The 22421-nt window shown below is 52.4% G+C and carries 27 protein-coding genes and 1 pseudogene; 19 read left to right on the top strand and 9 right to left on the bottom strand.

Annotated features, from left to right (window positions below; genetic code table 11):
• Positions 1 to 49: 49 nt before the first annotated feature.
• Complete coding sequence (locus OCY70_RS06860; RefSeq protein ID WP_213426952.1) at positions 50 to 244, bottom strand: aconitase family protein; 195 nt, start codon at positions 242 to 244, stop codon at positions 50 to 52.
• 444 nt (positions 245 to 688) lie between these two features.
• Between OCY70_RS06860 and prpB the strand changes: the two genes are divergently transcribed.
• From prpB to OCY70_RS06875, 3 genes are read left to right on the top strand one after another with little or no spacing between them, the layout of a single operon-like run.
• Entirely contained in the window at positions 689 to 1582 is an 894-nt protein-coding gene (gene prpB, locus OCY70_RS06865) for a methylisocitrate lyase (RefSeq protein WP_213426951.1), read from the top strand.
• Positions 1583 to 2707 carry a bifunctional 2-methylcitrate synthase/citrate synthase gene (gene prpC / locus OCY70_RS06870; protein WP_213426950.1) on the top strand — a complete coding sequence of 375 codons (1125 nt, stop codon included), beginning with the start codon at positions 1583 to 1585 and terminating at the stop codon, positions 2705 to 2707. It abuts the gene before it with no gap.
• A gap of 23 nt (positions 2708 to 2730) precedes the next feature.
• Positions 2731 to 4170, top strand: coding sequence for a bifunctional 2-methylcitrate dehydratase/aconitate hydratase (locus OCY70_RS06875; protein WP_213426949.1), 1440 nt, complete (start codon positions 2731 to 2733; stop codon positions 4168 to 4170).
• A gap of 60 nt (positions 4171 to 4230) precedes the next feature.
• Here OCY70_RS06875 and OCY70_RS06880 read toward each other — a convergent pair whose 3' ends face one another.
• The 5 genes from OCY70_RS06880 to OCY70_RS06900 are packed head-to-tail and all read right to left on the bottom strand — an operon-like array spanning position 4231 to position 7447.
• Positions 4231 to 4890 carry a sensor histidine kinase gene (locus OCY70_RS06880; RefSeq protein ID WP_213426948.1) on the bottom strand — a complete coding sequence of 220 codons (660 nt, stop codon included), beginning with the start codon at positions 4888 to 4890 and terminating at the stop codon, positions 4231 to 4233.
• Positions 4891 to 4907: 17 nt separating this feature from the next.
• A complete protein-coding gene (locus tag OCY70_RS06885) occupies positions 4908 to 5138 on the bottom strand; it encodes a hypothetical protein (protein WP_213426947.1) in 231 nt (76 codons plus the stop codon).
• Positions 5125 to 5931 carry a hypothetical protein gene (locus tag OCY70_RS06890; RefSeq protein WP_213426946.1) on the bottom strand — a complete coding sequence of 269 codons (807 nt, stop codon included), beginning with the start codon at positions 5929 to 5931 and terminating at the stop codon, positions 5125 to 5127. The genes OCY70_RS06885 and OCY70_RS06890 overlap by 14 nt, the downstream gene beginning before the upstream one ends.
• Complete coding sequence (locus OCY70_RS06895) at positions 5928 to 6701, bottom strand: AraC family transcriptional regulator (protein WP_213426945.1); 774 nt, start codon at positions 6699 to 6701, stop codon at positions 5928 to 5930. The genes OCY70_RS06890 and OCY70_RS06895 overlap by 4 nt, the downstream gene beginning before the upstream one ends.
• 50 nt (positions 6702 to 6751) lie before the next feature.
• Positions 6752 to 7447, bottom strand: coding sequence for a response regulator (locus tag OCY70_RS06900; RefSeq protein WP_213426944.1), 696 nt, complete (start codon positions 7445 to 7447; stop codon positions 6752 to 6754).
• 201 nt (positions 7448 to 7648) lie between these two features.
• Between OCY70_RS06900 and OCY70_RS06905 the strand changes: the two genes are divergently transcribed.
• From OCY70_RS06905 to OCY70_RS06970, 14 genes are all read left to right on the top strand, one after another.
• A complete protein-coding gene (locus OCY70_RS06905) occupies positions 7649 to 9082 on the top strand; it encodes an extracellular solute-binding protein (protein ID WP_213426943.1) in 1434 nt (477 codons plus the stop codon).
• Positions 9083 to 9102: 20 nt separating this feature from the next.
• Entirely contained in the window at positions 9103 to 9993 is an 891-nt protein-coding gene (locus OCY70_RS06910) for an ABC transporter permease (protein ID WP_213426942.1), read from the top strand.
• 12 nt (positions 9994 to 10005) lie between these two features.
• Positions 10006 to 10884: a carbohydrate ABC transporter permease gene (locus OCY70_RS06915; RefSeq protein ID WP_213426941.1), complete on the top strand. Its 879-nt coding sequence runs from the start codon at positions 10006 to 10008 to the stop codon at positions 10882 to 10884.
• A 145-nt stretch (positions 10885 to 11029) separates the two neighbouring features.
• A complete protein-coding gene (locus OCY70_RS06920) occupies positions 11030 to 12313 on the top strand; it encodes an amylo-alpha-1,6-glucosidase (protein WP_213426940.1) in 1284 nt (427 codons plus the stop codon).
• A gap of 2 nt (positions 12314 to 12315) precedes the next feature.
• Positions 12316 to 13254 carry an amylo-alpha-1,6-glucosidase gene (locus OCY70_RS06925; protein ID WP_261944749.1) on the top strand — a complete coding sequence of 313 codons (939 nt, stop codon included), beginning with the start codon at positions 12316 to 12318 and terminating at the stop codon, positions 13252 to 13254.
• 153 nt (positions 13255 to 13407) lie between these two features.
• Positions 13408 to 13638 (top strand): hypothetical protein, encoded by a 231-nt coding sequence (locus tag OCY70_RS06930; RefSeq protein ID WP_213426938.1) that lies wholly within the window; start codon positions 13408 to 13410, stop codon positions 13636 to 13638.
• Positions 13625 to 13762 (top strand): hypothetical protein, encoded by a 138-nt coding sequence (locus OCY70_RS06935; protein ID WP_213426937.1) that lies wholly within the window; start codon positions 13625 to 13627, stop codon positions 13760 to 13762. Before OCY70_RS06930 ends, OCY70_RS06935 begins: the two co-directional genes overlap by 14 nt.
• Positions 13763 to 14678: 916 nt before the next feature.
• Positions 14679 to 15326, top strand: a complete 648-nt coding sequence (locus tag OCY70_RS06940; RefSeq protein WP_213426936.1) for a hypothetical protein — start codon at positions 14679 to 14681, stop codon at positions 15324 to 15326.
• A complete protein-coding gene (locus tag OCY70_RS06945; RefSeq protein ID WP_261944686.1) occupies positions 15327 to 15458 on the top strand; it encodes a hypothetical protein in 132 nt (43 codons plus the stop codon).
• Positions 15459 to 15817: 359 nt separating this feature from the next.
• Entirely contained in the window at positions 15818 to 16894 is a 1077-nt protein-coding gene (locus OCY70_RS06950) for a FecCD family ABC transporter permease (RefSeq protein ID WP_213426935.1), read from the top strand.
• Positions 16891 to 17670 (top strand): ABC transporter ATP-binding protein, encoded by a 780-nt coding sequence (locus OCY70_RS06955; RefSeq protein ID WP_213426934.1) that lies wholly within the window; start codon positions 16891 to 16893, stop codon positions 17668 to 17670. Before OCY70_RS06950 ends, OCY70_RS06955 begins: the two co-directional genes overlap by 4 nt.
• A gap of 22 nt (positions 17671 to 17692) precedes the next feature.
• Entirely contained in the window at positions 17693 to 18766 is a 1074-nt protein-coding gene (locus OCY70_RS06960; RefSeq protein WP_213426933.1) for a methyltransferase domain-containing protein, read from the top strand.
• Between the two features lie 36 nt (positions 18767 to 18802).
• Positions 18803 to 19819 carry an ABC transporter substrate-binding protein gene (locus OCY70_RS06965; RefSeq protein WP_213426932.1) on the top strand — a complete coding sequence of 339 codons (1017 nt, stop codon included), beginning with the start codon at positions 18803 to 18805 and terminating at the stop codon, positions 19817 to 19819.
• Between the two features lie 27 nt (positions 19820 to 19846).
• Entirely contained in the window at positions 19847 to 20209 is a 363-nt protein-coding gene (locus tag OCY70_RS06970; protein WP_213426931.1) for a (2Fe-2S) ferredoxin domain-containing protein, read from the top strand.
• Between the two features lie 660 nt (positions 20210 to 20869).
• Here the strand turns inward: OCY70_RS06970 and OCY70_RS06975 are convergent.
• Positions 20870 to 21019, bottom strand: coding sequence for a hypothetical protein (locus OCY70_RS06975; RefSeq protein WP_213426967.1), 150 nt, complete (start codon positions 21017 to 21019; stop codon positions 20870 to 20872).
• Between the two features lie 4 nt (positions 21020 to 21023).
• On the opposite strand from OCY70_RS06975, the gene OCY70_RS06980 reads away from it, so the two are divergent.
• Positions 21024 to 21197, top strand: coding sequence for a hypothetical protein (locus OCY70_RS06980; RefSeq protein ID WP_213426966.1), 174 nt, complete (start codon positions 21024 to 21026; stop codon positions 21195 to 21197).
• 86 nt (positions 21198 to 21283) lie between these two features.
• Positions 21284 to 21505 (top strand): annotated as a pseudogene (locus OCY70_RS36010) (hypothetical protein); the annotation flags it as partial.
• Between the two features lie 212 nt (positions 21506 to 21717).
• Here the strand turns inward: OCY70_RS36010 and OCY70_RS06985 are convergent.
• Together OCY70_RS06985 and OCY70_RS06990 are read right to left on the bottom strand one after the other, a co-directional pair.
• The gene (locus OCY70_RS06985) at positions 21718 to 22032 is read right to left on the bottom strand and encodes a DMT family transporter (protein WP_213426930.1); all 315 of its coding nucleotides are present in this window, start codon (positions 22030 to 22032) and stop codon (positions 21718 to 21720) included.
• The gene (locus OCY70_RS06990; RefSeq protein ID WP_261944685.1) at positions 22032 to 22370 is read right to left on the bottom strand and encodes a DMT family transporter; all 339 of its coding nucleotides are present in this window, start codon (positions 22368 to 22370) and stop codon (positions 22032 to 22034) included. Before OCY70_RS06990 ends, OCY70_RS06985 begins: the two co-directional genes overlap by 1 nt.
• Between the last annotated feature and the right edge of the window lie 51 nt (positions 22371 to 22421).

The following is a 22421-nucleotide window of genomic DNA, read 5'->3' on the forward strand; positions in this document are numbered from 1 at the left end:
CCCCGTTGCCGGTCCAGATCCGCCAGGACGCGGCCAATTTGCGCTTCCTCTACCACTTCGACATCGCTATTCTCCGCTTCGGCATCGGGCTCGAACTGCTCGAAGCTGCGGCCGGTTGGAGTCCTTTGGTCGAGACCAGAGCTGTCTTGGCGCCCATTTCAGTAGCCATATCGGCGACGGTAATCCGGCTGTCATAGATAAAAGAAACCAGTGCCTCCCCGGTAAACTCAATGCAATAATACATGTTTCATGTCTTCCTCAATACCGTTATAACCCACCACATGCAGAATCACAACTGTCGCCTATGTCGAAAGCTCCGATGACACGCAGGAGCGGGAGTGAGAAGCGGCCTCCAGAAAAAATTGTCCGAGCACGAACATGATAGTTGTCAATCATCAATTGATGACAGATTCCTTCGCCCACATCGTACAGCATGATGTTGTTAGCCCTGACGAAGCAGCGCATCAAGTCGTGAAGATTAAAAGTGCGCCGGGTGATTTGTCCCCCTGATTTCTTTTTTTCTCTTCATTTGCATAACAGTAGAGGTAAGGCGTTCGCCCATGCACTGGTCGGTGATGAGAAAGGCTGAAGGCGGGCTAATGCTCCGCTCTTCATCTTGCGCCGCAAGGGCTGTCCAAGCTTGGTTGAAAGAGGAAAGAAGATAGAAAAGGAAAGGGAGGTGGCAAGTATGACCCGTTTAGATTCTCCAGGCTTACGATTGCGTCAAGCTGTTGAGGAAGAGCGTCCGCTGCAGGTGGCCGGCACGATTCACGCCTATGCCGCTATGCTGGCCAAGTCCGCAGGCTTCCGTGCGATTTATTTGTCCGGGGCCGGTGTGGCCAACGCTTCATTCGGCTTGCCGGATCTGGGCATGACGACACTGAACGATGTGACGGAGGATGTCCGCCGCATCACTTCGGCGGTCGACCTGCCGCTTCTGGTTGATGCCGACACAGGATTCGGAAGCGCCTTTAATATTGCCAGAACTATCCGGGAAATGACCAGAGCCGGGGCGGCGGGCGTGCATATCGAGGATCAAGTGATGGCCAAACGATGCGGGCACCGGCCGAACAAAGCGCTTGTGAGTAAGGACGAAATGGCCGATCGGATTAAGACGGCTGTCGATGCCAAGACGGATGGCTCCTTCGTCGTTATGGCGCGTACGGACGCTCTGGCTTCCGAAGGGCTCGATGCTGCGCTCGAACGGGCGGCTGCCTATGTGGAAGCGGGGGCGGACATGATTTTTGCCGAGGCGGTTACCGAAGTGTGGCAGTACCGGAAATTCGCCGAAGCCGTGAACGTGCCGATTCTGGCGAATATTACGGAATTCGGCCAAACGCCGATGCTGTCCGCGGAGGAGCTTGGAGCCGCCGGCGTCAGCCTCGTGCTCTATCCTCTGTCCGCTTTCCGCGCTATGAATGCCGCGGCTTTACAGGTGTACCAGACGATCCGCCGCGAAGGAACGCAGAAAAGCGTCATCGATATGATGCAAACACGCAACGAGTTGTATGAATTTTTGAAGTACCACGAGTACGAAAAAAAGCTGGATGAATTGTTCGCTGCCGGCAAGGAGGGACAGTAAATGACAACGGCAAAAAAACAAGGCGGATTAGCCGGAATTATCGCCGGCCAAACGGCGATTGCTACCGTGGGGAAAGAGGGTAAGGGCCTGAATTATCGGGGGTATTCCATCTACGATCTGGCCGAGCATGCGACCTTCGAGGAAACGGCCTATCTGCTCATTTATGGAACATTGCCTTCTTCCAGTGAACTGGCCGCTTATTGCTCGAAGCTGCAGCGCCTGCGCGGACTTCCGGCTGGTCTGAAGAGGGTGCTGGAACAGCTGCCAGCCGGATCGCACCCGATGGACGTACTGCGCACGGGGTGCTCGGTTCTCGGCACCATGGAGCCTGAGGGTACCGGACGCAGCCAAAGCGATATTGCCGACCGCTTGATGGCCAGCTTCGGCTCGATGCTGCTGTATTGGTATCATTATGCCCAGACCGGCACTAGAATTGAGACGGAAACGGACGACAGCAGCATCGCCGGACATTTTCTGCATTTGCTGCACGGCAAGAAGCCGGAACCGCTGCATGAGCGGGCGATGGACGTTTCTTTGATTCTGTATGCGGAGCATGAATACAACGCTTCGACCTTTGCCTCCCGCACCGCGGCTTCTACTTTGTCGGATATGTATTCGGCGATTACTTCAGGCATCGGCACGCTGCGCGGTCCGCTGCACGGCGGCGCGAACGAGGCGGCTATGGAACTGATCCAACAGTTCCACACGCCGGACGAGGCCGAAGCGGGCCTGCGCCGGATGCTGCAGGAGAAAAAACGGATCATGGGGTTCGGGCACCGGGTCTATTCCGTCTCTGATCCGCGCTCCGATGTCATTAAGGTCTGGTCGCGCAAACTGTCGGAGCATGCAGGGAACATGAATCTTTATCGCATCTCCGAACGCATTGAAGCGGTGATGCGGGAGGAGAAGAAGCTGTTTCCGAACCTGGACTTCTACAGCGCTTCGGCTTACCACCTGATGGGCATCCCGACGGCGATGTTCACGCCCGTATTCGTGATATCCCGCACGAGCGGGTGGTCCGCTCACATCATCGAGCAAAGAGCGAGCAACAAGTTGATTCGCCCCAACGCGGAATATATCGGTCCAGAACCGCAGCCGTGGCTGCCGATGGAATCGAGAGCATAAGTACTCGTTAGGAGGAATGCATTGTGTCGTCACATAGCAGCAATGTAAGACCTGAGCCGGATCAAGTGATTAAGGATATCGCCGCTTATGTAGGCCAGACGATTGATAGCGAAGAAGCGTACCGAACCGCCCGCTACTGCTTAATCGATACGCTCGGCTGCGGCATGCTGGCGCTTCGTTACCCGGAGTGCGCGAAGCTGCTCGGACCGATTGTGCCGGGAACGGTCGTGCCGAACGGTGCCAAGGTGCCGGGTACTTCCTACCAGTTGGATCCCGTTACAGCCGCATTTAACATCGGTGCCATGATTCGTTGGCTGGATTACAACGATACGTGGCTGGCTGCGGAATGGGGCCACCCTTCGGACAATCTGGGCGGCATTCTGGCCGTTGCCGATTATGTAAGCCGGAAGAACGTTGCGGAGGGAAAAGCTCCGCTGTTGATGCGGGACGTATTGACGGGCATGATTCAAGCGCATGAAATTCAAGGCGTGATCGCACTGGAAAACAGCTTCAACCGCGCAGGACTGGACCATGTCCTGCTCGTCAAAGTGGCTTCGACCGCCGTTGTTACGAAGCTGCTCGGCGGAACCGAGGAGCAGATCATGAATGCGGTGTCCAACGCATGGATCGACGGACAATCCCTTCGCACGTACCGTCATGCGCCTAATACGGGCTCTCGCAAATCGTGGGCCGCAGGCGATGCGACAAGTCGTGCGGTGCGTCTGGCCATGATGTCGCTGAAGGGCGAAATGGGCTATCCCTCTGCCTTAACGGCGAAAACCTGGGGCTTCTACGATGTTCTCTTTAAAGGCAACGAGTTCAAGTTCCAGCGTCCTTACAGATCGTATGTCATGGAGAACGTGCTGTTCAAGATTTCGTTCCCCGCGGAATTCCATGCGCAAACGGCCGTGGAATGCGCGATTCAGCTGCATCCGGACGTCAAGGATCGGCTGGACGACATCGACCATATTGCGATCACCACGCACGAATCGGCGATCCGCATCATCGATAAAAAAGGACCGCTGTACAACCCGGCGGACCGCGATCATTGCCTGCAGTACATGACGGCAATCGGGCTTATTTTCGGTGAGCTGACGGCGGATCATTATGAAGATTCCACGGCAAAAGATCCGCGTATCGATGCCCTGCGGGAGAAGATGACGGTAGTGGAAAATCCGCAATATTCCAAGGATTATCTCGATCCGGAGAAGCGCTCCATTGCCAATGCCGTTCAAGTGATGTTCAAGGACGGATCCAAGACGGATAACGTGGCCGTTGAATATCCGATCGGCCACCGCCGCAGAAGAGCGGAAGGCATCCCGTTGCTGGAAAAGAAATTTAAAAACAATTTGGAGACGCGTTTCCCCGCACAGCAAGTGGCGGACATTCTGGAGCTTTGCGAAAATCAAGAGCGCTTGGAAGCTACACCCGTACAAGTTTTCGTGGACAAGTTTTTTATCTGAAAAGTAAGAACCCACCCTCAGGTTGGCGCCCAGGTGGGTTCTTATGAGTTTGACGAACTACTAATCCGCAGGAATTCTCAGCGTTACTGTAGTTCCGAACTGAACGGCGCTGTCTATCGTTAAGCCATACTCTGGCCCGTACATGAGCTTTGCGCGGTCGTTTACGTTTTTGAGGCCATACCCTTTGGACTGCGTTTGCAGCAGCAGGGGAAGCCGCTCCGGCGGAATGCCCGCTCCATTGTCCCGGACTTCGAACACGATGCAGTCCTGTTCCCGTCTTCCCGTCACGCCAATTTTCCCGCCGCCTTCTTCCCGGTTCTCAATGCCGTGAAGAATGGCATTTTCAATCAGAGGCTGCAGCATTAAGTTAGGCATGCGGCAGGACAGAATCTCATCCTCGATCTGATATTCCACTTCGAAGCTGTTGCTGTGCATGATGAGCTGAATGCGCAGGTAGGATTGCACATTGAGAATCTCGTCCGAGACCCGAATCATATTGTCGCCCTTATTCAGGGTGGTCCGATAAAAGGTAGACAGCAGCTGAGCCATCTCGCTAATCTCCGGGGCCCGAAGCCGAATCGCCCTCCAATTGATAAGAGAGAGGGAGTTGTACAGAAAATGGGGATTGATCTGCGCCTGGAGCGCCTTCATTTCATACTCTTTGCGCGCGATTTCCTCCACATACACCTTATGAATAAGCGTCTTGGTCTCTTCTACCATATGGCCAAACCCTTTGATTAAGTCTCCGATTTCATCTTTCGAGTCGCTTGTGACCGTACCTCAAGCACGCCTTTTCCGACGAGATTCATATTTTGATGCAAATGATCGATGCGGGACATCATTCTTCTGGCAAAAAAAGTGCCGGCCACGGCAACGGCAATGATACAGGCGATCATAATCAGCACGATGGTCACAATAATGAGCCACGCGGAAGCCGTGATCAGGTTCGTCGGCTTATATAAATACACATTCCACCCCGAGATCGGAAGGATGCGATTGCAAGACGGTGTATTCCTTCTCGCTCCATAGCAGCTCATGCCCTGCTTGATTGAAGGCTGGAATCTCGGTATGGCCATCCCGCTTTTCCGAGGAATAGACCGCATCTCCGCCTGCGTCCGTCACGAGAATCTGGGCTCCATTGGCCTGCAGGGACTCGAAGGACTGGAACAAGGAAGCATGGTCTACTTCGGTATACAAAATATTATCTTTCGGATTTCTTTGTTTGGTGTTGAAAATACGCCCGACGCTGAACATCTTCGTTCCATCGAAAAACCACAGGTTTTCCGTCGTGGTCATCACTTGCGGATACCAGGAAGCATTGGCGGCCTCCGCGATAGGGATGACCGTGCTTCCATGCTTCGGCAGATTCGTTCCCGTATAAAGCGTGATTCGTTTGAGATCCGGATTCAAATACTGGGCGGTGTAGAAATTTTGATCAATGACGTTTTTGAGCTGATCATACATCGTATAAGCGCTGTCATACGTATGATTGGCCGCATTGATGATGGCTTGATTGAAGCTCAAAAAGGTAATGATCTTATTGTATGTATTCAATTGATTGTTCACCGCTTGCACGCTTTGCTCCAGATTCGCCTTCAGATCCGCTTCAGCCTGCGCCAACAATAGCGATCGGGTCTCAAAAAAACAAAACCCTCCCAACACAATGACGGGAATCAAGCTGAGCAGGAGAAAGGCAAGCTTGATTTTGGTTTGGAATTTCATGTCGCGAATGCGTGCTTTCAGCGCCTGCCATTTTCTCATGCTCTTTCTCCCGCAGCCATGAATTGCCGGTATTTTTCGGGAGTGCGCCCGTAAAAGTCTCTATAGTTTTGGCAAAAATACGACACATCCCGATATCCCACGGCGCTCGATATATCGGACACCTTGAGATGTGTGCTCGTTAATAATTCCTTCGCCTTCTGCATGCGCACGTTTTTTATGTATTTGTTCAACCCGCAGCCCATATTCTTCTTGAACATGGAGCTGAGGTAATGGGGCGATAAGTAGACTTTGGCAGCGAGCCCATCCAGACTCAGATCGTCAGCATAATGTTCTTCGATATATTTTGTGATATAGGCAATGTCCTGGTTGCAAGCTGCTTCGGAATCTGTATATTTTTCCTCCAGCCGCAAGACGTACTCATTGATGATTTTTTGGATATCCCGGATATGTTCGGCTCTATATATTTTCTCGATCCCGTGGTTCAGGTCCAGTTGCGACACATCCGCCATAAGCTGGGTGACGATTTCTTGGCAGAGATTCGAGAACAGATATTTGACATAGAGCTGCGAAAATTGAACCTGCTTGGCGTATTTCTGATAAAGGATTTCGGTATTCGCCTTCAGGCCGAATAGATCCCGGTTCTTGATATTCGCCCGAATCTTGTCCAAGATGGCGCTGTCACATTGATCCGTGTCCTCGGAAGCATAAAGGTGATTATCCTGTTCTTCAAAAATAAAACGGTCCGGCGAGAAGAAGCGGTACTCCATCAACTGCTCCAATTGGTCAAGCCCGGCGGCCAGATCTTCCATAGCCGTCGGTCGCTCGTTCAAGTCGACATAACAGATCGAATTGAACTTAGTCAGAATGCTCTCGTGAATCCGCTTGCCATGTCACGATAGGACAAGCCCGAGGAACAGTTCGCTTCGGGAAAGAGCAGCAAGCTCTGATAGCCATTCAAATTGATATAGTCAGCCGGCGTCTCCAACAGGGACAGAACATAGCCTTCGAACTCGGTCCCGGCATGCTCGAAGAAGTTTTTTTCGAATTCCAACAGCAGCATTCTATCATAAGCCGCTGGCAAATCCAGGGAAGGTCCCTTCAAGGAAGAAGGGGCGCCAACACCGTTGACGAGAGTGAACAGCACATGTTTTTTGACATAGGCTTTTCTCATTTTCGATGCTTCGTCTTCTTGCTTTTGTTTGGTGATGTCTTGGATGACTTTTTGCATCGTCTCTTCAAAGGCGTCCACATGGATGGGCTTGAGAAGGTAGTCGGATACGCCAAGGGAGATGGCCGTCTTCGCATATTCAAATTCCGCGAAGCCGCTGAATAAAATTACCTTCATCTGCGGTTGAAGCTGCAGTGCCTGCCCGTCCATCAGCGGCATCTTGACATCGGTAAATAATATATCGGCAGACTGGCGGCGCAGAAATTCAAGCGCCTTTTTGCCGTTTTCCGCAAACTCCACGTGAAGTGGAAATTGAAGCTCTTCGATAAGAAAAGCGATGCCTTCTCGTTCTTCCTGTTGATCATCTGCGATTAAAATGGTTAGCATGTGCATCCTCTTTTCAAGCGTTATCAACATTTATTATAAGCCTTTTCAAAACGAATGAAATAGAAGGAGCGCTCATGATAAAACTTCGTAAAAAATTCGCGTAAAGCACAATTAATTCATATATACGGCCGTAAAGACAACGCATTAGAATTAGAGACATGCAAGACATGTTGGATATCCATGTTCAAGCAAGCCGGCGTTTTGAAACTGAATGTCCAAAATGAGATTGCGTTCGAGGCCAATGACGGCACAGACTATCAGCAAAAAGTGTCGATGGCGATCGTAAGCGGCGCGATTCCGGATATTATGGTCGTTCCGGATCACGAAACATTGGAGCAGCTTTACGAGAACGATCTGATCGAAGACCTTACCTCAGCCTATGAAAATACAGCCAGTGAGCGCATCAAGGAAATCTATGCTTCCTATGATGGCCGCGTTCTGGACACGGCCAAGTTCGACGGCAAGCTGATGGCGCTCCCAACCACGGAAATCTCTCACGGTCCGGGCGTCCTGTGGCTGCGCAAGGACTGGATGGACAAATTGGGGCTGCAAGAACCGAAAACCATCGAAGATATTGAACATATCATCGCCCAGTTCGTAGAAAAAGATCCCGGCGGCAACGGACCTGGAAATACGGTGGGACTGGTTATCGATAATGAACAGCCTGTCGGAATTTCGGGCGGGCAATATGAAGTGAATAACATATTTGCCTTATACGGAGCCTTCCCGAAGCAGTGGATCGATGACGGCACGGGAAAAGCCGTATACGGTTCCATTCAGCCTGAAATGAAGCCCGCCCTGGCCAAAATCGCGGATATGTACAAAAAAGGGCTCATTGATCGCCAATTTGCCGTCCGCACATCGGATGACCGCAAGGCGCTGCTGACGAGCGGCAAAAGCGGCTCGTTCCTGGACAACTGGTGGGGAAGCTGGACCGTGGCGGACTCGCTCAAGCTGAATCCGGATGCCGAATGGGTATCTTATGTCGCTCCGCAATCCGAGGACGGTTCGGTCACGATGTTCACCGGCAAACCGACCAGCAGTTATCTGGTGGTCCGCAAAGGGTTCAGCCATCCGGAAGCCGCCATTAAGATTGCGAGCGTTCAATTCGATTATCAGCGTTATCAAGAGAAGGACGAAGCCGTGCTCAAGGAATTCGAGGATTACAGCGCGCATAATGTAGGCGGATCTCCGCTCGCCGTCAACATTGACTATTACGATGCTTTCTACCGCAATGTTGGAATTATGGAAGAGGCGTTGGAGACAGGCGATGCCAGCAAATTAACGAGCAATCTGGATATTGCGGCTTATAAGTCTTACAAAAAATATTTGGATGATGTGAAAAACGGGAATCCAGTCGATGCCAACGCATGGGCCGGATATACATCGAGCATTACGACGGCGAAGCTGGTCAACAACTCCAACATCAAAGAAGTCAATCCGATCTTCTTCGGCAGCACACGGTCCATGTCTTTGAAATGGCCGACCTTAATGAAAATGGAGCTCGAAATGTATCTGAAAATTATTACGGGCGAGCAAACGCCGGATGATTTCGATAAATTCGTGGAGAATTGGAAGAAAACCGGCGGCGATATCATTACGGATGAAGTGAACGAAGCGATTGCCTCCAATTGAAGCGAAAGAGAGCGTTCTTCATGAAGAATAAAAACGATCAGATCGCGTTCCACTCGATGATGGCCGCAGGCATGATCTTTCTCATTATTTTCTCGTTCATTCCGATGTTCGGGATTGTGATGGCTTTTCAAGATTATGTTCCTGCCAAAGGGATCAGCGGTTCGCGCTGGGTGGGCTTGGATAATTTTACATTCATGCTGCAAATTCCGGACAGCAAGCAGATTTTTATCAATACGATCGTGATTGCGGTATGGAAGATTATTGTGGGGACCTTCGTTTCGATTACGTTTGCTTTGCTCCTGAATGAGATTCGAGTGAAAATCGCCAAACGGTTCATGCAAACGGTCGTGTATTTGCCGAATTTCCTGTCATGGGCCGTACTGGCCACCGTCGTGATGAACATCTTTTCCTATGAAGGTCCGATCAACGCATTTCTGGGATGGTTTGGCCTAGACCCGATTTTATTTATGGCGAGCAATGAATGGTTCCGGCCGATGCTGGTGTTGTCCGATGTGTGGAAAGAGTTCGGCTATGGCTCGATCATCTATCTGGCCGCCCTGACCTCGATTGATCCGGGACAGTATGAAGCGGCGTCGATCGACGGGGCGAACCGGTTCCAGAAGCTGTGGTATGTCACGCTGCCCGGCTTGATGCCTACGATTCTGCTGGTCACGACGTTGAACCTGCCGAATGTGTTGAACGCCGGGTTTGACCAAATTTTTAATCTGTATAATCCGTTGGTATACGAGACCGCCGACATTATTGACACCTATGTGTACCGGGTAGGTCTGGTCGAAAGACAATACAGTCTCGGAACGGCAGTCGGTCTCTTGCGTTCCATTGTCGGCATTATCTTAATCTTATCCGCGAATAAACTGACACAGAAGCTGACAGATTATCGCATTTTCTAGGGGGTGTCTTCCATGATAGCTCAGACGATGAAAAGCCGCGCCGCCGATGTCATTATCTGGATCTTGTTACTGGCGCTTACGTTGTCTTGCCTGTTTCCGTTACTTAACATGGTAGCTATTTCACTGAGTGATAATGCAGCCGCTTCCGCTAATTTGGTGGGCCTGTTCCCGGTGAATTTTACATGGAGCTCCTATGAAAAGCTGCTGTCAGACTCGCAGTTCTGGCGTTCGTTCCTGATCTCGGTCGAAAGGGTCGTGCTGGGGCTAGGCGTAAATATGGCGCTGATGATCCTGATGGCCTATCCGCTATCCAAAAGCTCGAAGCAATTCCGCGGACAAAAAGTGTACATGAATATCGTGATTTTCGCGATGCTGTTCTCCGGGGGACTTATTCCGACGTTCATGGTCGTGAAGCAGCTCGGCCTGCTGGACTCGATTTGGGCGTTGATTTTGCCGGGGGCGGTGCCCATCGGCAATGTCATCCTGCTCATGAACGCGTTCCGTGCGGTTCCGAAGTCGCTGGAGGAAGCGGCCAAGATGGATGGAGCGTCGCAGTGGAAAATCTTATTCTCGGTCTATTTGCCGGTCGTCTTGCCTACGCTGGCGACGGTGATGCTGTTTACGATCGTCGGCCACTGGAATGATTATTTCAGCGCGTTGGTGTATATCAACAAGACTTCGAACTATCCGCTGCAGACTTATATTCAGCAGCTTAGCGTGGAAGTGCAGAACATCACGGACCCGGCGAAATTGGCCGAATATGCCAAAATTTCAGACCGGGCGCTAAATTCCGCCAAAATCGTCATATCTACGCTGCCATTGCTTTTGATTTATCCGTTCTTGCAGAAGTACTTCGTGTCCGGAATCGTGGTCGGTTCCGTCAAGGAATAAGTCATTAGGATATCCGCAGCAAAATACAATAGGGTGAAAAGAAGCCGTACGATATAGCAGGTATGCTGCCTCGCCGCAATGTTTCCACAGCGCGGCGAGGTTTCGCATATCGGCGGCCGGCCACACGGTAATCAGGAGGTTAGCAATGACGAATGCAGGTGCAACATCAATGTTAGATGACATGAAAATGTTTGTATCGAAGGAAGGGAACCGGGCGATTTCCTTTACCAATAAGGAGTCCGCGTTTTACTTTACGCAATCACACCACACGAATCATCCGGAGCATGCTTATTTTGAAGGCTGGAATATCGCGAAGCGCCGAATCTTTCAGGGCTATCATTTATACGAGGGCGGCCGCAGGCTGGAGAATCAGCATTCCCAAGTGTATGTCTATCCTTACAAAATGGTGCGCGAGCATGGCCCTCTCACAGAGGAACTGTGGATGCTGGATTATCGCAATGTGCTGGAAATCAGCCTTGCCGGCGCGCAGCAGCCGACTATCGGCATGGAGCTTCGAGGAGAGCATGTGAAGCCGATGCGCCAAGAGGGGCATATCCTTCTCTTGCCGGCGATGACCGAAGGCTGGGTGATCGCGGTAGGCTCCAGGCCGCTGCAGCCATTAACGCTGGAGGGGCACATCATCACTGCGGATGCGAAGGAGGAAGGCTTCTGCATCGCTGCCGGCAGAACGGCAGAGGAAGCCGTCGCTCTGCTGCGGGATACGAGAGGAGAGGTCGACCGCCTCAAGAAGGAGCGAGTCGAACGCATGGAACGTCTGCTTCTCGAGAATACGTATCTGAAAACTACAGATGATACACTGGAGCTGGCTCTCCGCTGGATAAGCATCACGATGGATCAGCTTGTCACGAGACAGCAAGGAGACGGGATCTACGCCGGACTTCCTTGGTTCAATGAATATTGGGGGCGGGATCAGTTTATTTCGCTCCCGGGGGCTGTCTTGGTTAGCGGGCAATTTGAGACGGCACGCAACATTCTGCTTTCTTTTGCCGAATTTCAAAATACGGATCAGGATTCCAAATTTTACGGCAGAGTGCCGAATATCCTTGCTCCGGAAAATATTGATTATCATACGACGGACGGCACGCCGCGATTTGTGATCCAACTGCAGGATTATGTCAAATATTCGGGCGATACGGACATCATTACAGAGCTGTATCCGGCCGTCATTCACAGCATACAAGGATCCATCGAGCACTGGATGGACGAGAAGGGCTACCTGACGCACGCCGACAATGAAACGTGGATGGATGCCCGGGACAGCCAATTGCGCTCCTATTCGCCAAGAGATACGCGGGCCAATGACATTCAGGCGCTATGGCACAACCAACTGCTGGCCGGAGTGTACTTCGCCGAATATATGAAGGATGAAGCTCATGCGGACAGTGGAAGCAGATTGCCGATCGGTTGAAAATGAATTTTGAGAAGGATTACCGCGATGCCGGGCATCCTTATTTGGCCGACCGGCTCGATAAAGAAGGCAAGCCGGAGTTCTCCCTGCGTCCGAATCAGCTCTTTGCCTTCGACATGATTGATGATCGGGAGTTTGCTTGTCAGGCCATCCGCACGGCTTGGGAAGAGCTGGTATATCCTTGGGGAGTCGCTTCTCTGGACCGGCGCCATCCGCTGTTCCATCCGTTCCACTTGACACCTCATTATCACAAGGATGCCGCTTATCACAACGGCGCCGTATGGCTCTGGCTGAACGGCATCGCGATGCAGCGCATGATTGAGGCGGGAGAGGAAGAGACAGCCTATCGGCTGTTCAAGAACATGAACGGGATGGCGCTGAACAAGGGAGTCGTCGGCGGACTGTGCGAAAATATGGATGCTTACCCTCATGAAGGCAAGAGCTGGGCGAAGCTGACGGGGGCGTATCTGCAAGCCTGGTCCAATGCCGAGCATTTGCGGGTATGGTACCAATACTTTTTGGGAGTACGGCCGGATCTGATTCGGCATACCTTAGTCCTCGCTCCGCGAATGCCGGAGGAGATTCCGGATCTGAATTATGAGATCAACGTGGGCAAGGGCCGCATTGCCGCAGAGTACCGCAATGAAGGGGCCAGGGTATACCGCTATCAGTTCCAGGACCTCTCCTTGCGAGCAAGGATTGATATTTCGCCTTTTGAGCCGCTGGAGATAGAGGTGCGACCTGGTTCGGAGCTAAGGATAACGCAGGCCGACGGGACGCTGACCGTAACCTTGCTCGATCCTAACCATGACATCATCCAGGCGATGGAAGCCTCCGTCTTGCCAGCGCGCGCAGAGCAGCGGGCAAAACACCGCCGCATCCTGAAGGATGTCCGCTTCGCCGAGCCGATGGATATACAGAACCACCCGGTGATGAGATAGCGTTGCCTCAATAACATAGCGAGCATGAATAAAGATCCCTGCTATCAAAAAAAGGAGGGATCTTTATAATGGAAAGAAAACAGCTATGTTCGCAAATACAAGCGATGTTGATGTTATGGGCAATTTCAGTAATTCCTTAGAAAGGGTGGGGCAATGAAGAACTTAATAGTATTAGCCGGCCTTATATTTATTGTTGGATGCTCCGGTGTTAGAGGAGATCATCTTCAAAGACCGCCTGCTTATCCTTCCGAACAAGCGGAGAAGAACGGTGATATTGTGGTTGCGCTCTCCGGAATGAAAAATACGGATAAAATGGAGGAATTCCTGGCTAAACTCAGCAACAGGGAGAGCGCCGCGTTGCGGGATTGCGATGTATACGGTTGAAGGGGATGCCATTCTTTATGACGTAAATACAGAAATCAAATCCGAAAGCACCGGTGAAAAGAACACTGCTGGCGTTGTGCTGGCGGGGCTTCTTTTTTTTGTTGAAATCAAACATATACGGTAAAAGCCCCGGGACTATTCCGAGGCTTTTTTCTTACGGGTATACACGGGGTGGAGCGTAGTTCGACGGGTGCTCCACAAAAATGAGTAATTACCAAAAATGTCTTTCACAACAATGTTTTTTCCGTTTTTTGCACACGATCAATACTTTCTGCCCTTCTTTAAGAACAACCGTGATTGCTTTACGATGACGTCTCATTCAAGCCACCCCCTTTTCTAAAATACAATATGAGAAAGTGCTTCAAATGATTGGACCAGTATCACGACCAGTTAATAAGGGCATACCTATTTTGGTTCTTTGCCTCCTTATCAGGTGGGCCGTCTGTGTACGGCCTTTTTTGTTCTTTTAGCTCCATGGTTTTATTTGATATACTGTTGCCAAGCCGGTACGCCGGCAATCACCGAAGAACCGTTGAGGAAAGAATCCTACGGCTCATTATTATTAATTTTAGAACTCATTTACTTACCCCGGACTGGGAATTTATTTTTTCATTGCATTACGAACATGCATTCGCATATGCTGATCTCGAATATTCGTTCGAGGTGAGGGCGATCAAAGACTGGCGAGAGGAACTGCAACGTGAAGAGGTGCTAGCAAACGTAAAGCCGAAGAATGAATCTCTGTGCAGCTGTATGGCCAATATGAAGGGGAAATGGATCGGAGGAGTGTATACCTGTCCCAGATGCGGGCGCCCCGTGTACGACGCATGCGGAAAAAGATGAGTCCCCACATTATACCAGGGCTTTTATATCATTAAACTACAAAAACAAAAGAAAAAAGGGGGTGTCTCACAGGCACTGCAAAATGATGGAGAATTCCATTGTCAGTATATATATGACCGGATTTCGCTACAAAGAAGTTCATGGAATTTAAAAATGATCAAGTGCATATCAGTAGTTGCCGGAGAAGGAGGGCCTTAATGAAATTTACATCGATACATAAAAAGGTTCGAGGCATGAGAAGGAGAGCGAGAAGCCTTCAATTATGGGGAGCTCATCATAAGACGCTTGACATCGATTCCTTAATCCGCGATAAAAGAGAATATGTAAAAGTTTGGATTCCTCCGTTTTGTCATCTGCATAAGATCAATGAGCGGGAAGCAGGAAAAAAGAATCCGCCTTATCGATTTCGAAAACAAACGTTGTACCACTTGATCGAAATGTATATCGCATGGAAGAAGCAACTCGATGCAATGAAGAAGGAGGAGCCTTATTATCTGAAAATGTGGCTCGGAGATCCGGAGTTTATGGATTCACAAGTCGTTGCGGCGATTGGACCGAAGATGGATGACTATGAACAGTTATTTATGAAGCATCCGGAACAAAGGCCATTTCCTTATGAACGAGCGCATCCATGCTTGGATTTGTTCACATGGGAGAGGCATATAAATGGTTATCATGTGTGGGAAAGTGACTTGGAGACGGCAGAAGAACTTGAACTCGCCCGCAAAAAAGCTTTTCAAACCAATGAATATATCATTAACGGCAAAGTTGAAAAGTCGTATTTTATCAGCAAGGGAGATATGTGGATTGGGTATATGCAATCGCTTGAAGAGGAAGGCGGATGAATGATGGATAAGTACACCGAACCGAACTTGCGCCGCTGTGCCGTCATCACCATTGATATGCAAAATGACTGTAGCCTCCCTGGCGCAGTTGGCGAAATAAAAGGAACCAATGAAATCATGCCGCAGATTTGAATAGTGAAGAGCTGCTGGAGGGAACGATGCAAATGATTGCCGATACTTGGTCTTGACGAAAAGAGAGATCGCTGATAAACTTCATTAAACGTAATTATTACGATTAAGATCAAGATAAGCGGTTTGTTCCGGGAACCGGTGGACTTAACATGGGAGAAGGGAGTGACGGGAACTTTCGAAAACTCGATGATATAAGTCACTGAATGCCGGCGTTCATTCGTTATAGTATGGACAGGAATGCCTTTCAATTGCGCAGCGATTGGAGCATCTTCTTGTTTTGTGGGGAATGTATCCGAAAAACGAGTCAACGTCTCCCTAAATCGTAATGATTACATATAAATAAGGATGAAGGTTGTGAAATGATGAAAGAACCGGCAGACTTCCGCCGCCGCTCCTTCTTTTTTACGGCCATTCTATTGGCGCTGACGGCGGGGCTCGTCCTCTCGGTTACGCTCGCGGTGATGCTCGGGCCGGTTCCGATCGCGCCGGCAACGGTCTGGAAAATTGCCTTCTCCCATCTGCCGGGCTTCAACGGATGGATCGAGGAGACATGGGACACGGGGCAGGGACATATCGTGTGGGATATTCGTTTTCCGCGGGTGCTGCTTGGTGTCATCGTCGGCGCGGGGCTGTCCGTGGCCGGCGCCGCCATTCAAGCGCTTATGCGGAATTCCTTGGCCGACCCTTATATACTCGGCGTGTCGTCGGGGGCGTCTGCGGCGGCCACGCTCGTCATTCTGTTCGGCGCGTTCCGCTTCTTCAGCCAATATGCGCTTTCCTTATCCGCCTTTCTCGGTTCGCTCGCCGTGATGGCTATCGTCATGGTTCTGGCCCGCGTGGGAGGCAGGATCGCCACGAGCCGGCTTTTATTGTCCGGCATCGCGGTGTCCATGATGATGTCCGCCATCACCAACTTGATCGTAACGATGGCGCCGCGCGAAGAAGGCATACGTTCGGCGATGTACTGGATGATGGGAAGCCTGACGGGGGCGAAGTGGGAGTATTTGACGCTCCCGGCTTTGATCGTGATTGCCGGAACGATCTTTTTGCTTGTTCAGTACCGGGCGCTGAACGCCTTGCTGATGGGAGAGGAGGCGGCGCTTACCCTTGGCGTCAATCTCCATTCCTTCCGCAAAGGGCTGGTCGTCGCGGTCGCTCTGTTGACGGGAACGATTGTGTCCGTGAGCGGAGCGATCGGCTTTGTCGGCTTGATGATCCCCCATATCGTGCGGCTCATCGTCGGTTCGGATCACCGTCGCGTCCTCCCGGTCAGTATGCTGCTGGGGGCCATCTTCATCGTATGGGCCGATGTATTGGCGCGGCTTGTGCTGGCGCCCGAGGAATTGCCGATCGGCATTGTGACCGCTTTATGCGGAGGTCCTTTCTTTATATGGCTGCTCCGGCGCAACTCATATTCTTTTGGAGGCGGAAAATGAACGTCGAAGTGAAAGACCTGTCGTTCAGCATTCAGGATAAACGATTGATTGAAGCGATATGCCTGGATGTGCGGGAAGGCGAGATGGTCGGCTTGATTGGTCCGAACGGGAGCGGGAAATCGACGCTGCTCAAAAATATATATCGCGTGCTGGATTCCGATTCGGGCGAAATATTGCTGAATGGGCAGCATGTATCCCGGATGCCGCAAAAGGAATTGGCCAGACAGCTGGCGGTGGTCGGCCAGGAGTCGGCCGCCGCGTTCGATTTTACGGTTCGCGACATCGTGATGATGGGGCGCAGCCCCCATAAGAAAATATTCGAAGCCGATTCGATGAAGGATTACGAGATTGTGGAGCAGGCGCTGACGCGCGTCGGCTTGCTGCATGCCGCGGGCAGCAGCTTCTCCGACTTGTCCGGCGGAGAGAAGCAGCGCGTGCTGATTGCGAGGGCGCTGGCGCAGCAAGCTCGCGTTCTGATCTTGGATGAACCGACCAATCATCTGGATGTCCGGTACCAGCTGCAGATGATGGATCTGGTGAAGGAGCTGAAGCTGACCTGTCTCGCCGCGCTGCATGATTTGAACATTGCGGCTTGCTATTGCGATCGCATTTATGTGCTCCAAGAAGGCCGGATGGTTGCTTCCGGAAGCCCTGAGCAAGTGATGCGGCCGGATCTGCTGTACGACGTATTCGGGGTTCGGACGGAGATTGCCATCCACCCCCTGACGGGGAGGCCGGCGATTACGTTTTTGCCGGACAGGATCGCCGGCTTATAACAAGGGAAGGGAGGCGTAGGCGATGGCGATGACCCGATGCGGCTCCTGCCAGTTCATGTATGACGAATGGTATGGCGACACGCGCAACGGCGTCCCCGCGGGCACACCGCTCGAGGACTTGGCCGCTACGCTATGCTCCCGCTGCGGAATGCAGGGCAACCGGCATCAATGGCAGCCGAGTCCGAGGTACGCGGGGCAGGAGGCCGAATATTATGATCAGTTTGCCGGAAAAGCGGGGATCGCGTTCTACAAGCATTGGCTGGAGCAGGCGGCGGGAGCGCCGAGCGTGCTGGAGCTAGGCGTGGGCACCGGACGCCTGGCGATCGAGCTGTCCGGCCAGGCCGCCCGCTACTGCGGCGTCGATTGGAGCCCCATGATGCTGAAGGCTGCGGATACAAAGCGCAAACGCATATTCAAAGGGGAAGCGGAGCGGCGGCTGGAGCTGGCGGAAGAGGACGTTCTTGCGTTTCGCCCCCCCGTCGCCTATACCCATGTGCTGTGCCCGGACGGGTTTTTGCAGCATTTTACGCGGATGGAGGAGCATATTGCGCTGCTCCGCAATATCCATCGTTGGCTCCAGGCAGGAGGCTGGATCGCCGTCGATCTGATCCTGCCACCAGGCGGCGCCGCCTGGCAGATGCTGGAGCGCAAGCGCGTGCAGCCGCACAAGCTTGTTCGCCGCCAGATCGACGGGGCAACCTCGCTGTCCCGGCAGATCTTTCACTGCGCTATCGCTTACGAGACGTATGTCGACGGCGCCATGGAATCCCGGTACCTGGTGGAGCGCGAATATGCGCTGATGACGCCGAAAGAAGCCGTGCTGCTGCTCGCTGCGGAAGGATTTGAGGTCACGCGGATGATTCAAAATTACGGCTCGTCCACGCCGTGGCGAACGGCGCTTCCACCGGGAGTGAACGAAAGAGGGAGCGATCCGGATGCCGGGGAGGCGATAGAGGAAGCGCTCGCGGCCGGGAAAACGGTACGTCCGTATCGGGAGCACGCATGGGCGGACGGCGGATATCCGCTGCGCGGCGCGCTGCCGGCTCTATCGCCCGATGCTCCGGCAACGATGACGTTGATTGCCCGGAAGAAATGAAAAAGATGTCGGAGGAATAGACGGAGGAAGGATTGGATGAATCGGAGAACGTTCACCAAGAGGTTTTTACTGCTAGGAATGACCATGCTGCTCGTCCTGTTGGCGGCATGCGGCCGTTCGGAACAGCCGGATGCGAAGCGCCAGGCGCAAGCGGAGCAGCCGGCGGCGCAAGTGTCCGAGAGCGGAACGGTCGAGCTTGAAAATATGGGGGAGAAGCTGAGCTTCCCCGACGCGCCGAAGCGGGCAGTCACGCTGAACCAGCATGCGACCGAAGTGATGCTGGCGCTCGGTCTCGAAGATTCGATGGTCGGAACGGCTTATCTCGACGACAGCATCCTGCCTGAATATAAGGAGAAGTACGACAAGATTCCGGTCCTCGCGGACAAATATCCGTCGAAGGAAGTGTTCTTGTCGGTGTCTCCCGATTTCGCCTATGCGGGATGGAAGAGCGCGTTTGGAGAGAAGGCGCTAGGATCGCGGGCGGATCTGGCCGGGCACGGCGTCCTGACCTATGTGCAGGAATCGTCCAACAAGCCCGCGCCGACGCTGGAGGATGTGTACCAGGACATCATGAATATCGGGCGCATCTTCCGGGTGGAAGACAGAGCCGAAGCGGTCGTGAACGATCTGCGCAAGAAGCTGGAAGACATCCAGGCGCAAATCGGCAGCGTGAGCGAGCCGCTTAACGTATTCGTGTTCGATAGCGGGGAAGACAAGGCATTCACGGCCGCCAATACGTATTTGACCAGCCTGATTGCCAAGGTTGGCGGAAAAAATATTTTCGACGATATCGAGAAAGGATGGGCTGAGGTTAGTTGGGAGGAAGTGGTGAACCGCGACCCGGACGTTATCGTCATTGTCGATTACGGCGACACGACGGCCGAACAGAAGCGGGAGCTGCTCTTGAACAAAGCGCCGCTGGCCGATGTGAAGGCGATCAAGAACAAGCGGTTTATCATGCTGCCGCTCTCGGCGGCCGCGGAGGGCATTCGCGCGCCGATCGCCCTGCAGACGCTCGCTGCCGGCTTGTATCCGGATAAAGTGCAGCCATAAATGCATTATCGGGAAGGAGAACTATTCATGCCAACATGGAATTTGGAGGAAACCCGCCATCATCTGCTGATATGCAACGGCGGCAACTGCATGAAGCAGCAGGCCGATGAAGTGACGCAAGCAATCCGGGATGAAATCTCGGCACTCGGAGCGAAACAACAGATTCATACGACACGCACCCGCTGTAATGGCCGCTGTACGGACGCTTGTGTCGTCATCGCCTACCCGGAAGGGGTCTGGTATAAGGAGATGACTCCGGAGCTGGGAAGGGAACTGGTGCGCAAGCAGTTGGCAGGCGAGCGGCTGGAGGAGCAAATGGTCTACTCGTATGATCGCCGTTTCATCGCTACCGGCCGCTCTGCAGCCGGCAAAGATAAATCGCCGAGCTAGGTCTTGCCATAGCCAAGCCGCGTCCACCTCTCGCAACGTTCGGGACACTGGCGTCTGTATGGGGGAGCGTGAATTTTACCGATAACACTTTTTATCATAAGGGGCTGTCTCCAAAGTTGTGTTGTAGCTGCGGCGAGACAGCCCCGCCTTGCTTCTCACACCTTAGCTTGCTGAAAAATACTGTGAAAATGCAGCTTTCCATTATGACGTGTACATCTAAACAGGAATTGCTGCAAAACCGCATTAATTTCAGACTATCCACTAGATTACAGACAAAAATCGATGAGGATAATGTGCTTTTACAGGAATTTCTTCAAATAGAGGATCAAATAGCGTGAATTGCTGCATTAAGGCAGGATTTCACTGCTTCACCCATCTTCCACCGCTTTGTCGCCGCCGTTTTTCCCGCTTCCATTACCTCTGGTTCACCCGTCGACCCAAATTTTTTGGCAATTCCATATAAGACCGCTTTTTATATCTGGAAATGAGGTTGTCTCGGCAGAGGATCAGTCAATCATGCGGTTGATCTCGTTCACGATCAGTTCGGGCTGGCTGAACATGACGAGGTGGCCGGAATTCGGAGCATCGATCCATCGCCCGTTGGCCAATGCCGCCGCCGTCTGGCGATGGGCGGCGGCGATGGCCGGACGCACGCTCCGCTCAAAGCAGGGACATCTTCGTGCCCGAGATGAAGCTGACCTCCAGATCGCCCAGGTCGACAGGCTGGTCGCGCAGCTTGGCCAGCTCGCCGATAAACGGCGTCAGTTCGGCGATCATCGTGGGTGCGGCTTGTTCCGTAAAAGTCCTCATTGCGGTGATCGGCTGCGATATCCACCGGCTGAATGCGGCCGGCCCGGCTGCCGATCAGGCGATACATGCCGAACCGGGCCAGCAGCGGCACGAGAACCCATCATCGCTTGCCGCTTGCTTCCGGAAGGGAGGAAGTACAGATCGCAGTCTGAACGAGACCCCAGACGGACCGGGATAAGCCATGCCGGATTCGAACACGACCGTCGGGTTTCCGCTTCCGTTAACCATATCATGCCGCCGGCGTCCATCCTCGATCGTGTGGAAATGTCCAATTTCAAAACGTCAGGCAATTTGCACTCGACCGCGGCCGATTTGCTCCAATGGGATCGATGCTTGCAGAGGCGAACCGTTCCTCTCGTCGCGCCAGCCACGTTGGACCTGATGTTCTCGTCCCATGCCGTAGTTGACGCCGGCCGCTCTTACGGATACGGGCTGTCCGTGGATTCATCCAGCCGCGGCCATGGCGGACACCTCCCGGGTTACTGGAGCAAATACCGTTATTTTCCGGAGAACAAGGCAACGGTCATCATGCTGAGCAATCATGATTTATCGTGGAAGGCGATATCGTCACCCGAACGGCGGGGCTGCTGTGAAAAGGGAAGGGCGGGGACTTCAACTTCGCGTAGGCACCGCAAACCTAAAAGGCTGCCGAGAATCAACTCGACAGCCTTCGCTTCCCGTCACGGGAATAGCCTTTATTATGAGACAAGCTTTAGTCCCGTAACGCCCACAATAATCAGGGCCAAGCTGACAAGTCGGGCCGCGCTTTTGGACTCTCCGAAAAAGATCATATTGATCAGCACGGCGCCCGCGGTTCCGATTCCAATCCAGACCGCATAAGCGATACTCAATTGCAAATAGCCGAAGGCCTGATACAGCAGCCCGAAGGAGAGGGCAAACCCGCCCGCGAATATGGCGCCATTGCGGATATTTTTTTCCTGGCTGAACAGTTTCAACCCCACAACGCCAACGATTTCACTTATTGCAGCTAAAGTAACGAACAACCAACCCATTATGGATGACTCCTTTCTTCCGCTTTATTGTCAGCGAGCTTCAAACCAATGACTCCAGCAACAAGCAGCCCGATAAAGAGCAATTTCAGCGCGCTCATATTCCCGTCAAACAAGAAGTAATCCATCAATACCGTCCCGATTGAACCGACCCCGGCAAAGATGGCATAGACGGTCCCGGTAGGCAGCCCTTCACAGGCTTTGGACAGGAAATAAAAATCAACGATAATGACACCGACGAGCAAAATCCAATGCCATACGGCATCTGCTGTACTAAACCCAAAAACCCATACCATCTCCAATAAACACGTGATGACTACATACATCCAATATTTGTTCATCGCACACACTCCTAAATGAATGACATTCAGTCATTTTTGTAGAAAAGACAA

The sequence above is a fragment of the Paenibacillus melissococcoides genome, assembly GCA_944800085.1.
Lineage (GTDB): Bacteria > Bacillota > Bacilli > Paenibacillales > Paenibacillaceae > Paenibacillus_B > Paenibacillus_B melissococcoides.

Excerpts from the sequence above, each read along its gene's own strand:
- OCY70_RS06860 (WP_213426952.1), bottom strand. The coding sequence starts at position 244 with ATGTATTATTGCATTGAGTTTACCGGGGAGGCACTGGTTTCTTTTATC.
- prpB (WP_213426951.1), top strand. The coding sequence starts at position 689 with ATGACCCGTTTAGATTCTCCAGGCTTACGATTGCGTCAAGCTGTTGAG.
- prpC (WP_213426950.1), top strand. The coding sequence starts at position 1,583 with ATGACAACGGCAAAAAAACAAGGCGGATTAGCCGGAATTATCGCCGGC.
- OCY70_RS06880 (WP_213426948.1), bottom strand. The coding sequence starts at position 4,890 with ATGGTAGAAGAGACCAAGACGCTTATTCATAAGGTGTATGTGGAGGAA.
- OCY70_RS06890 (WP_213426946.1), bottom strand. The coding sequence starts at position 5,931 with ATGAGAAAATGGCAGGCGCTGAAAGCACGCATTCGCGACATGAAATTC.
- OCY70_RS06895 (WP_213426945.1), bottom strand. The coding sequence starts at position 6,701 with ATGGAAGATCTGGCCGCCGGGCTTGACCAATTGGAGCAGTTGATGGAG.
- OCY70_RS06900 (WP_213426944.1), bottom strand. The coding sequence starts at position 7,447 with ATGCTAACCATTTTAATCGCAGATGATCAACAGGAAGAACGAGAAGGC.
- OCY70_RS06910 (WP_213426942.1), top strand. The coding sequence starts at position 9,103 with ATGAAGAATAAAAACGATCAGATCGCGTTCCACTCGATGATGGCCGCA.
- OCY70_RS06915 (WP_213426941.1), top strand. The coding sequence starts at position 10,006 with ATGATAGCTCAGACGATGAAAAGCCGCGCCGCCGATGTCATTATCTGG.
- OCY70_RS06920 (WP_213426940.1), top strand. The coding sequence starts at position 11,030 with ATGACGAATGCAGGTGCAACATCAATGTTAGATGACATGAAAATGTTT.
- OCY70_RS06925 (WP_261944749.1), top strand. The coding sequence starts at position 12,316 with ATGAATTTTGAGAAGGATTACCGCGATGCCGGGCATCCTTATTTGGCC.
- OCY70_RS06930 (WP_213426938.1), top strand. The coding sequence starts at position 13,408 with ATGAAGAACTTAATAGTATTAGCCGGCCTTATATTTATTGTTGGATGC.
- OCY70_RS06935 (WP_213426937.1), top strand. The coding sequence starts at position 13,625 with ATGTATACGGTTGAAGGGGATGCCATTCTTTATGACGTAAATACAGAA.
- OCY70_RS06940 (WP_213426936.1), top strand. The coding sequence starts at position 14,679 with ATGAAATTTACATCGATACATAAAAAGGTTCGAGGCATGAGAAGGAGA.
- OCY70_RS06945 (WP_261944686.1), top strand. The coding sequence starts at position 15,327 with ATGATGGATAAGTACACCGAACCGAACTTGCGCCGCTGTGCCGTCATC.
- OCY70_RS06950 (WP_213426935.1), top strand. The coding sequence starts at position 15,818 with ATGATGAAAGAACCGGCAGACTTCCGCCGCCGCTCCTTCTTTTTTACG.
- OCY70_RS06955 (WP_213426934.1), top strand. The coding sequence starts at position 16,891 with ATGAACGTCGAAGTGAAAGACCTGTCGTTCAGCATTCAGGATAAACGA.
- OCY70_RS06960 (WP_213426933.1), top strand. The coding sequence starts at position 17,693 with ATGGCGATGACCCGATGCGGCTCCTGCCAGTTCATGTATGACGAATGG.
- OCY70_RS06965 (WP_213426932.1), top strand. The coding sequence starts at position 18,803 with ATGAATCGGAGAACGTTCACCAAGAGGTTTTTACTGCTAGGAATGACC.
- OCY70_RS06970 (WP_213426931.1), top strand. The coding sequence starts at position 19,847 with ATGCCAACATGGAATTTGGAGGAAACCCGCCATCATCTGCTGATATGC.
- OCY70_RS06975 (WP_213426967.1), bottom strand. The coding sequence starts at position 21,019 with ATGAGGACTTTTACGGAACAAGCCGCACCCACGATGATCGCCGAACTG.
- OCY70_RS06985 (WP_213426930.1), bottom strand. The coding sequence starts at position 22,032 with ATGGGTTGGTTGTTCGTTACTTTAGCTGCAATAAGTGAAATCGTTGGC.
- OCY70_RS06990 (WP_261944685.1), bottom strand. The coding sequence starts at position 22,370 with ATGAACAAATATTGGATGTATGTAGTCATCACGTGTTTATTGGAGATG.